Annotated in this window: 12 protein-coding genes; 7 read left to right on the forward strand and 5 right to left on the reverse strand. The window is 55.3% G+C overall.

Annotation, left to right across the window (positions count from 1 at the left end):
* Positions 1 to 10 precede the first annotated feature (10 nt).
* The 3 genes from AC2FJ5_RS12115 (at position 11) to AC2FJ5_RS12125 (ending at position 2532) form a co-directional block, all read left to right on the forward strand.
* The gene (locus AC2FJ5_RS12115; RefSeq protein ID WP_496691312.1) at positions 11 to 688 is read left to right on the forward strand and encodes a TRAP transporter small permease; all 678 of its coding nucleotides are present in this window, start codon (positions 11 to 13) and stop codon (positions 686 to 688) included.
* On the forward strand, positions 688 to 2064 hold the full coding sequence (locus tag AC2FJ5_RS12120) for a TRAP transporter large permease (protein WP_271946870.1): 1377 nt from the start codon (positions 688 to 690) through the stop codon (positions 2062 to 2064). Before AC2FJ5_RS12115 ends, AC2FJ5_RS12120 begins: the two co-directional genes overlap by 1 nt.
* 156 nt (positions 2065 to 2220) lie before the next feature.
* Positions 2221 to 2532 carry a DMT family transporter gene (locus AC2FJ5_RS12125; RefSeq protein ID WP_281994682.1) on the forward strand — a complete coding sequence of 104 codons (312 nt, stop codon included), beginning with the start codon at positions 2221 to 2223 and terminating at the stop codon, positions 2530 to 2532.
* Here the strand turns inward: AC2FJ5_RS12125 and tpiA are convergent, their stop codons facing one another.
* Positions 2533 to 3282, reverse strand: coding sequence for a triose-phosphate isomerase (tpiA, locus tag AC2FJ5_RS12130; RefSeq protein ID WP_496704700.1), 750 nt, complete (start codon positions 3280 to 3282; stop codon positions 2533 to 2535). It lies immediately after the preceding gene.
* 125 nt (positions 3283 to 3407) lie between these two features.
* On the opposite strand from tpiA, the gene AC2FJ5_RS12135 reads away from it, so the two are divergent.
* Complete coding sequence (locus AC2FJ5_RS12135) at positions 3408 to 4322, forward strand: isopenicillin N synthase family dioxygenase (RefSeq protein ID WP_496793505.1); 915 nt, start codon at positions 3408 to 3410, stop codon at positions 4320 to 4322.
* On the opposite strand, the gene AC2FJ5_RS12140 is transcribed toward AC2FJ5_RS12135, so the two are convergent.
* On the reverse strand, positions 4319 to 4684 hold the full coding sequence (locus AC2FJ5_RS12140) for a HesB/IscA family protein (protein WP_142634067.1): 366 nt from the start codon (positions 4682 to 4684) through the stop codon (positions 4319 to 4321). The two genes, AC2FJ5_RS12135 and AC2FJ5_RS12140, sit on opposite strands and share 4 nt — an antisense overlap.
* 200 nt (positions 4685 to 4884) lie before the next feature.
* Here AC2FJ5_RS12140 and AC2FJ5_RS12145 point away from each other — a divergent pair, with 200 nt between their 5' ends.
* Positions 4885 to 5214, forward strand: a complete 330-nt coding sequence (locus AC2FJ5_RS12145; protein ID WP_142634065.1) for a hypothetical protein — start codon at positions 4885 to 4887, stop codon at positions 5212 to 5214.
* A 22-nt stretch (positions 5215 to 5236) separates the two neighbouring features.
* Here AC2FJ5_RS12145 and AC2FJ5_RS12150 read toward each other — a convergent pair whose 3' ends face one another.
* The 3 genes from AC2FJ5_RS12150 to AC2FJ5_RS12160 all read right to left on the reverse strand — a co-directional run bounded on the left by AC2FJ5_RS12150 (position 5237) and on the right by AC2FJ5_RS12160 (position 6865).
* On the reverse strand, positions 5237 to 5599 hold the full coding sequence (locus AC2FJ5_RS12150; RefSeq protein WP_142634063.1) for an SUF system Fe-S cluster assembly protein: 363 nt from the start codon (positions 5597 to 5599) through the stop codon (positions 5237 to 5239).
* Positions 5600 to 5696: 97 nt separating this feature from the next.
* Positions 5697 to 5975, reverse strand: coding sequence for an NfeD family protein (locus tag AC2FJ5_RS12155; protein ID WP_281972169.1), 279 nt, complete (start codon positions 5973 to 5975; stop codon positions 5697 to 5699).
* The gene (locus AC2FJ5_RS12160; RefSeq protein WP_142634059.1) at positions 5975 to 6865 is read right to left on the reverse strand and encodes an SPFH domain-containing protein; all 891 of its coding nucleotides are present in this window, start codon (positions 6863 to 6865) and stop codon (positions 5975 to 5977) included. The genes AC2FJ5_RS12155 and AC2FJ5_RS12160 overlap by 1 nt, the downstream gene beginning before the upstream one ends.
* A 173-nt stretch (positions 6866 to 7038) precedes the next feature.
* Here AC2FJ5_RS12160 and AC2FJ5_RS12165 point away from each other — a divergent pair, with 173 nt between their 5' ends.
* Both AC2FJ5_RS12165 and AC2FJ5_RS12170 read left to right on the forward strand, forming a co-directional pair.
* The gene (locus AC2FJ5_RS12165) at positions 7039 to 7950 is read left to right on the forward strand and encodes a nucleoside hydrolase (RefSeq protein ID WP_496793501.1); all 912 of its coding nucleotides are present in this window, start codon (positions 7039 to 7041) and stop codon (positions 7948 to 7950) included.
* Positions 7951 to 8013: 63 nt separating this feature from the next.
* Positions 8014 to 8552, forward strand: a 539-nt coding sequence (locus tag AC2FJ5_RS12170) for a tRNA guanosine(34) transglycosylase Tgt (RefSeq protein ID WP_496793502.1), incomplete at its 3' end; no start/stop codon positions are given.

An 8552-nucleotide genomic window follows, 5' to 3' on the forward strand; every position in this document is an offset into this window, starting at 1 on the left:
GGACAGATAGATGTCTGGTGCGCAATCCGGCCAAGGCGGGCTGGTCGACCATATCGAAGAAACCTTGATCGCATCGTTGCTGGGCCTGATGACGGCTGTGACATTTGCCAATGTGATCGCAAGGTATTTCTTTAATTCCAATATCCTATGGGCACTGGAGCTGACGGTATTCGCCTTCGGCTGGTTGGTGCTGCTTGGGGCGTCTTATGCCGTCAAGAAACACGCCCATCTGGGAGTGGACGCCATCCTGAACATGCTCAGCCCGGCGCCTCGACGGATTTTGGCTCTGATCGCTGTAGTCTGCTGTCTGGTGTTTTCTCTGCTGATGCTAAAAGGCGCATATGACTATTGGGCCGTGTTCGCGGATCTGCCGCCCACATCGGGGCGGTGGTTCCCTACCGGGTTCAACTTCGATGCGCGCAGTCAGAGCTTTTATGAGGTCGACGACATTCCGATGGTTGCCCCGCTGCGGTTTCTGGAGGATCTGATCAACTATGGCGAGGGCTATGAAAAACTGCCCAAGGTGGTGCCGTATCTGGTTCTGCCCGTGTCGATGCTGCTTTTGGTGATCCGCTTTGCGCAGGTTGCGGTACAGATTTGGCGCGGCGAAGCCGATCGGATGGTCGCTAGCCACGAAGTCGAGGACGAGATTGAAGAAGTCCGCGCTCAGCAAGGAGAGCACAACTGATGGATGTCATTCTTCTGTTCTCGATGGTCGTAGGCTTACTGTTGATCGGTGTACCGATTGCGGTGGCGCTGGGGCTCAGTTCGACCCTGTTTCTACTGATCTATTCCGACAGTTCGCTCGCCTCGGTCGCAGGTACCTTGTTTGAGGCTTTCGAAGGGCATTTTACCCTGCTGGCGATCCCTTTCTTCATTCTGGCCTCGTCCTTCATGACCACGGGCGGCGTGGCTCGGCGCATCATCCGTTTCTCGATTGCCTGCGTGGGGCACTTGCCCGGAGGTCTGGCGATTGCGGGCGTGTTCGCCTGTATGCTGTTTGCGGCCCTGTCGGGGTCGTCTCCGGCTACGGTAGTGGCCATCGGGTCGATTGTGATCGCTGGTATGCGGCAGGTTGGCTATTCCAAGGAATTCGCCGCCGGCGTTATCTGTAACGCAGGAACGCTGGGTATTCTGATTCCGCCGTCGATCGTGATGGTGGTCTATGCCGCCGCTGTCGAAGTTTCTGTCGGGCGCATGTTCCTCGCCGGTGTGATCCCCGGTCTGTTGGCTGGGCTGATGCTGATGATTACCATCTATGTGATGGCCAAGGTCAAGAACCTACCCAAGGGTGAATGGAAAGGCTGGGGCGAAATCCTTGTCTCGGCACGCGAAGCAGGTTGGGGTCTGTTCCTGATCGTGATCATTCTGGGTGGCATCTATGGGGGTATCTTTACCCCGACCGAGGCCGCTGCGGTGGCCGCAGTCTATGCCTTTTTGATTGCCAGCTTCGTCTACAAGGACATGGGTCCCCTCAGCACCGAGGGTGAGGAAAAGAATATCTCTTTGCTCAGAAAGCCTTATGCGCTGATCACGGCGATTTTTCACCCCGACACCAAGCAGACGTTGTTCGAAGCTGGGAAACTGACCGTTACCCTGCTGTTCGTTATCGCCAACGCCCTGATCCTGAAACATGTTCTAACGGATGAACAGGTACCGCAGCACATAGCAACTGCCATGCTGTCGGCAGGTCTGGGACCGGTGACTTTCCTGATCGTGGTCAATGTGATCTTGCTGATCGGCGGCCAGTTCATGGAGCCTTCGGGCCTGCTGGTGATCGTAGCACCACTGGTGTTCCCGATTGCAATCGAGCTGGGCATCGACCCGATTCACCTAGGCATCATCATGGTTGTGAACATGGAGATCGGGATGATTACACCGCCGGTCGGCTTGAACCTGTTCGTGACCTCGGGTGTTGCGGGCATGCCGATGATGGGCGTTGTCCGGGCGGCCCTGCCATTCCTGGCGGTCCTGTTCGTCTTCCTGATCATGGTGACCTATATCCCGTGGATATCCACCTTCCTGCCCAACACCTTCATGGGGCCGGAGATCATAACAAACTAGCGGGTCCAACCGCTGAGAAAAAGACCGGGCAGGGGATCTCTGCCCGGTCTCTGCGTCTTGAACGGGGCGCCAAGGGGATTATCTAAAGGGCAGAGGACGACCTCCCCATCACGGGACAGTATCCGGGACGACCCGGACTGATCAGAGGTCTCTTCTATGCCCTGGATTATCCTGTTGTTTGCCGGCCTGCTTGAAATTGTCTGGGCCGTGGCGATGAAACAATCTGCCGGGTTCACCCGGTTCTGGCCGACCGCCTTGATGGCAGTTTCGATGCTGGGTTCGTTCACCTTGCTGGCACTGGCCATGCGGACGCTGCCTTTGGGAACAGCCTATGTCATCTGGACGGGAATAGGAGCGGTTGGCGCGTTTACCGTTGGCATCTTGTTTTTGGGCGAAGCCCTGACCGCCACGCGGATCTGCGCGGCAGTCTTGATCATTGCCGGGATGGTGACGATGAAACTGGCCTGATCAGGCCTGTTCCAGAGCCTGAATGATGCCCGAGAAATCGTCAGCCTTCAGGCTTGCCCCGCCAACCAACGCACCATCCACGTTCGACACGGCGAAAATCTCGGCGGCGTTCGATGGCTTGACCGAGCCGCCATAAAGCAGCCGGACCGAACGCCCAACGCCTTCGCCAAAGCGCCGTTCCAGCCGCGCGCGGATAAAGTCATGCACCTGACCGATTTCATCCAGAGTGGGCACTTTGCCCGTGCCAATGGCCCAGATCGGTTCGTAGGCGACTATTAGGTTTTCGCCCGTTGCCTGATCCGGGATCGAGCCGGACATCTGACCGCCGATTATATCCAGGGTATTGGCGGCCTCGCGCTGTTCCAGGCTTTCACCGACGCAGATGATTGCCTTTAGCCCACCATTCATAGCGGCAATAGACTTAGCACGAACATCTTCATTCTGTTCACCATGGTCTTCGCGGCGTTCAGAATGGCCAAGAATGACGGCTGACGCTCCGGCGTCGACCAGCATCTGGGCGCTAATGTCACCTGTATGCGCGCCCGAGTTTGCCGCGTGGCAATCCTGCCCGCCTATCTGGATGTTTCCGCCCGGGACCTTCTCTTTGGCCCGATGGATCAAGGTGGCAGGTGGGCAGATCAGAATATCAACTGCCGGGGCAGCATGCATGTGAGAAAGGGCCTGAAGCTCGCTCAAGTCGGCAGCATTACCATTCATCTTCCAGTTTCCAGCCGCCAGTTTACGCCGCATATCGCGTCCCCTTGAAATAAATCGGTTTTCTGGTGACCGGATATCATTGCCAGTCAGGTCTGACAATTCCGGTTGCAGAGCCCGTTGCAAAACGGCAGTTTCCGCCGCGAAGTGGAATGAGCAATATGATCGAACATCTTGATCTTGAAAAACTGGATCGGTGCGACACGGCGGAATTGGCCAAATTGACCCGCGCCGTCGGTGAAGTTGGGTTTCTGACCGTCTCCAATACTGGTTTCTCCGCCAGTCGGGTGGAACGGGTCATCTCGGCATATCACGCATTCTTCCGGCTGCCAGAGGCCGAGAAACGGCGTGTTGATATGGCTGTGACCGGGTCCAACCGCGGGTGGGGCGCCTCGCGCTCGGAACAGGTAGATCCCGCTGCAAATCCTGACTTCAAAGAGGTGTTCGATTGCGGATACGAGCTAGCTGAGACCAATAGGTACTTTGGCAAGAACCTCTCGGTTTATGCCCCGAACCAATGGCCGGAAGCTGTGCCCGAGTTTCGATCAATCATCGAGGCCTATTATGGTGACGCCTGTTCGGTTGCCATGCGGGTGTTGCGCGCCATTTCGGTGGCATTGGGCAAGGATGCCAACAGCTTTGACACTGCCTTCGACACGCCCATGGCCCTGTTGCGCGGCAATTTTTACCCGCAAAGGCCAGTCTGGGCAGGCGAAAAGGATTTCGGTATCGGAGCGCACACTGATTATGGCTGTCTGACCCTGCTGGCCACCGATGGTCGAGCAGGGCTAGAGGTACAGATGCCGGACCAGAGTTGGGCTCAGGTCCAAGCGCAGCCCGGAACATTCATTATCAATTTTGGGGAGATGCTGGAGTTCTGGACGGCAGGGGCGGTCAAGGCAACTCTGCACCGTGTGATCGGTGGATCTGCTGAAAGGCTGTCGGTTCCTTTGTTCTTCAACCCGTCTTATGACACCAATGTTGCCCCGCCACATTCAGAGAATGTCATCCAGGCAGGAGAACACTTGACGCGTCGTTTCAACGAGACCTATGTGCACTTGCAGGCAGCGTCTTAAGGCTGAGTTGCAATGCTTTCGTCGAACTTGATGGATTCTCCGCAACCGCAGGCATCTACAACATTCGGGTTGCGGAACTTGAAACCGGATTCAAGCAACGAGACCTCATAGTCGATCTCTGTTCCAAACAGGAACATCTGTGCCATCGGGGCGATCATGATCCGCGCGCCGTCCTGCTCGACCACTTCATCATTGGTGTCAGGCTGGTCGACATAGTCCATGGTGTATTCCATCCCGGCACAGCCGCCTTTCTTGACGCCAATACGCAAACCAGCATGGCCGCCCGAAGTCATCAGGCGGGCAATCTGCTCTGCAGCCTTTGGTGTCATTGTTACGGCCTGTTTGCCGGGGATGCCGAACATCATGATCTCCGTCGTTGTTCGTTGTTGCTAATGTAGTGCCGCGAGGCATCAGGCTCAAGACATAGCAGGTTTTCTTACCTAACTTTTACTGTCGGATTAGATTTCCCGCCCCAGTCGGTAAGCAAGGCTTGCTTTGCAAATTACACTCGTCATAGCCTGACTCATGATCCACTTTTGGAAATTATTTGAGGCTGAACAGCATGAAAAGACTTTGGTTTAGAAAAAAAGATATTCTTACAATTCCTTCTCTGATGCTGTCTGTGTTTTTGGCTCAGACGGCGATCGCAGAAGAAAAGCAACATCCGGTAAACTGTGCAACGGCAGAAGGTGATTTGCGCGCGATTGCAACCGAACGAAAACATGCAGAAGAAGAGCAGGCCAAAAGTGTAATTGCCATTACACCTGCTGGGGCGCTTCTGGGCCTTGTGACTGGAACCGAAAAGAAAAGACTAACTATGTTATCAGGAGATTACATAGAGAAGCTTAACCAGAGGTCGGACGAAATCAAATCGACCTGCGGAATTCAATAACAGCAGACCTTCGCACTTGGCCTTACATAAATCCAAGTTCCAGACGCGCTTCGTCTGACATCATTTCCATGCCCCAGGGAGGCTCCCAGGTCAGTTCCACGTCAACTTCTTTAACGCCGGCCACGGGTTCGATTGCCTCGACGATCCACCCAGGCATTTCGCCGGCAACCGGGCAGCCGGGCGCGGTCAGTGTCATGATGACCTTGACCGCGTTTTCCTGGGTGATGTCGATCGTATAGATCAGACCCAGATCATAGATGTTTACAGGGATTTCGGGGTCATAAACCGTTCGGCAGGCGTCGACCACCGGCTCATAAAGAGGGTGTTCAATCGTTGAAGGGGCAATAAGAGGTGTGCCTTCAAACTGTTCGCTCGGATGAGTCATTCGTGCCTCTGGTTTGTTACCTGACGAATTATATAGGGAAAGCCTCGGGCAGCGTCCAGAGGCACAATGACACCCCCTAAAGGGGTGCCATAAGAGTTTAGTCGTTTATGTCATGCCTGAACTTCTTCACCTGGCCATGGGGCAGAGCAAAGACGCGGCGCAGGATCAGCCAGGCAATCAGCGACAAAGTCGCAAAGATCATAAGCAGGATCGGCAGCGACGGTGCTATTCCAGGGATTGCCAGCAGAATACCCGTCAGCCCGGCCCCGATGGCGAAACCCAGAAAGATGAACCCAGGTAGGACTATTTCGAGGATGCCCAAAGCCAACGCGCCAGCCAGCCATAGCCACCATGTTAACCAAAAGGGATCAGCCATTATGTACGTCCTTTCAGCATGTTGAAGGCGTTTCCGAAAGCTTCAAGCGCATTGGCAGGTACAACGATAGTCTGCGAGCCATTGCCGGTGCCCAGCGTGTTCAATGCCTCAACCTGTTTCAATGCAACCTGGTACTGAGCCGCCTCGATACCGTTTTCCTTAATCGCCTGGGCAACGACACTGGTTGCATAGGCTTCGGCTTCGGCTTGAATGCGGCGCGCTTTGGCCGTTTGTTCTGCCGCATAGAGTTCGGCGTCGGCCTGAAGCTCAACAGAGCGTTTCTTGCCCTCGGCCTCGGTCACCTGCGCGCGGCGCGCGCGTTCAGCATTCAACTGTTGCAGCATCGCGTCACGGGTCGCCTGATCGAGGTTAACGTCCAAAATCTCGGCGCGCGTCACTTCGATCCCCCAGTCATCCACTGCGGTTTCGACGCTTCCTTGAATCTGAGTGATCAGTTGAGCACGGTTCGACTGAACTTCGTCCAGGTCCATCTTGCCGATTTCCGCCCGGACGATACCGGCAACGGTCGTCGCGATAGCACCATCTACATCGCGGATGCGGTAGACTGTCTTTTCCGGCTCTAGGATGCGGTAAAAGACCGAAGTGTCGATTTGGACCAGAACGTTATCTTTGGTGATTGCATCCTGCGTTGCATTGGGAAGCTGGCGTTCCAGAATGGATATCTTGTGCCGCGCAACATCTAGCAAAGGAACGATAAAGTTGATCCCAGGGCCAAGCACCGAATGCAAGCGACCGAACCGTTCGACCACATACTTTTCTGATTGCGGAACGATTTTAATGCCTTTTAGCGTGATGATGACGATCAATGCCGCCGCGAGCAGGTAAATTATGTTCGATGAAAGCAATCCAATGATTTGGTCTTCGGTCATATCTGTCCTCTTTTATTGTGTACGATAGTATACATTTGGGGGTTGAATCGCCCTTTTTCAACTCTGGTATGGAGGGATTGTGCTTGGATTCAAAACGCTGATCCATGGATTTTGGTTAGTTTTTGCTATTGTGACCGCTTTGCATCCCCTCGCGTTTGCGCTATCGGGCTGGGATGAAACTGATTATTGATACAGACCCCGGCATCGACGATGCGATGGCCATTGCATATGCCGCTGCAGCCCCCGAGATTGACTTGATCGGCCTGACGACCGTTTTTGGCAACACCCACGTTCATCAATCCAGCCGCAATGCACGGTTTTTGGTGGATAAACTTGAGTTGGACATTCCGGTCGCCCAAGGCGCGGCCTACCCACAGGGAACAGGGCACCACGCACCGTCCGAACATGTTCACGGTCCCGAAGGTTTTGGGGATATTACCGATATCCCGGAAATCGGAGCGAACCATGAATTGAATGCCACGGAATTCCTGGTTGAAATGGCGCGCCGCCACAAGGGAGAGCTGACGGTTTGTGCAATCGGCCCCTTGACTAATATTGCTGCGGCGATGCGTCTGGATCCTGAGTTTTCGCAGAACATCAAACAGTTGGTGATCATGGGTGGGGCGGTTTTCTGCCCAGGCAACATCACGGAACATGCCGAAGCAAACATCTATCACGATGCCCTTGCCGCAAATGAAGTGTTTGCAGCACCGCCGGCGACCGTTTTGGTTGGATTGGATGTCACCCTGAAAACGCTGTACAAAAGTGCGGATTTTGACGGTCTGGCCCAACGCTCGCCCGATATGGGGGCTTTCCTGCGCGACATCTCGGTATTTTACCTGAAATTCTACAAGGATATCGGCGGGTTGGAGGGCTGCGGCCTGCATGACTCGACTGCTGTGATCGCCTGCACCCATGGCACGATGTTCGAGATGGTCGAAACCGGGGTTGAGGTAATTGTAGGCGGTACGGAATCCGGCGCTACGCGTCCGGTCTCGACGCGACCGGCTGTGCTGGTATGCCGGGATGTTGACGGGGCAGGGGTTGTTGATCTGTTTACCCGGCAGGTTGCCTCTTTACCCTGACAACTTGCAATGGCTGAACAGATCGGGCAAATCCTGCCCGGTTCAGTGACCCGAGGATGCCCAATGACAGACCGTTTCTCATTTGACCTGAAGGCCACCGACGGCAAGGCCCGCGCCGGAGTGATCCACACGCCGCGCGGCGAGGTGCGTACCCCGGCGTTCATGCCAGTGGGAACTGCCGCGACGGTCAAGGCGATGATGCCGGAGAGTGTTCGTGCAACCGGTGCCGATATCTTGTTGGGGAACACCTATCACCTGATGCTGCGCCCTACGGCTGAACGCATCGACCGTTTGGGCGGGTTGCACAAGTTCATGAACTGGGATCGCCCGATCCTAACGGATTCCGGTGGATTTCAGGTCATGTCCCTGGCTGGTCTGCGCAAACTGACCGAAAAGGGCGTGACCTTCAAATCTCACGTGGATGGGTCCAAGCACGAGCTGACCCCGGAACGCTCGATGGAGATACAGCGCCTTTTGGGGTCGGACATCGTGATGTGTTTTGACGAATGTCCAGCCCTACCCGCAGATCGGGATCGAATTGCTGAATCAATGCGCCTGTCGATGCGATGGGCCGATCGGTCGAGACAGGCCTTCGGCGACCG

Source organism: Ruegeria sp. CDSA221, from assembly GCF_059611825.1.

Excerpts from the sequence above, each read along its gene's own strand:
- AC2FJ5_RS12115 (WP_496691312.1), top strand. The coding sequence starts at position 11 with ATGTCTGGTGCGCAATCCGGCCAAGGCGGGCTGGTCGACCATATCGAA.
- AC2FJ5_RS12150 (WP_142634063.1), bottom strand. The coding sequence starts at position 5,599 with ATGACTCATCCGAGCGAACAGTTTGAAGGCACACCTCTTATTGCCCCT.
- AC2FJ5_RS12125 (WP_281994682.1), top strand. The coding sequence starts at position 2,221 with ATGCCCTGGATTATCCTGTTGTTTGCCGGCCTGCTTGAAATTGTCTGG.
- AC2FJ5_RS12140 (WP_142634067.1), bottom strand. The coding sequence starts at position 4,684 with ATGTTCGGCATCCCCGGCAAACAGGCCGTAACAATGACACCAAAGGCT.
- AC2FJ5_RS12160 (WP_142634059.1), bottom strand. The coding sequence starts at position 6,865 with ATGACCGAAGACCAAATCATTGGATTGCTTTCATCGAACATAATTTAC.
- tpiA (WP_496704700.1), bottom strand. The coding sequence starts at position 3,282 with ATGCGGCGTAAACTGGCGGCTGGAAACTGGAAGATGAATGGTAATGCT.
- AC2FJ5_RS12165 (WP_496793501.1), top strand. The coding sequence starts at position 7,039 with ATGAAACTGATTATTGATACAGACCCCGGCATCGACGATGCGATGGCC.
- AC2FJ5_RS12145 (WP_142634065.1), top strand. The coding sequence starts at position 4,885 with ATGAAAAGACTTTGGTTTAGAAAAAAAGATATTCTTACAATTCCTTCT.
- AC2FJ5_RS12135 (WP_496793505.1), top strand. The coding sequence starts at position 3,408 with ATGATCGAACATCTTGATCTTGAAAAACTGGATCGGTGCGACACGGCG.
- AC2FJ5_RS12155 (WP_281972169.1), bottom strand. The coding sequence starts at position 5,975 with ATGGCTGATCCCTTTTGGTTAACATGGTGGCTATGGCTGGCTGGCGCG.
- AC2FJ5_RS12120 (WP_271946870.1), top strand. The coding sequence starts at position 688 with ATGGATGTCATTCTTCTGTTCTCGATGGTCGTAGGCTTACTGTTGATC.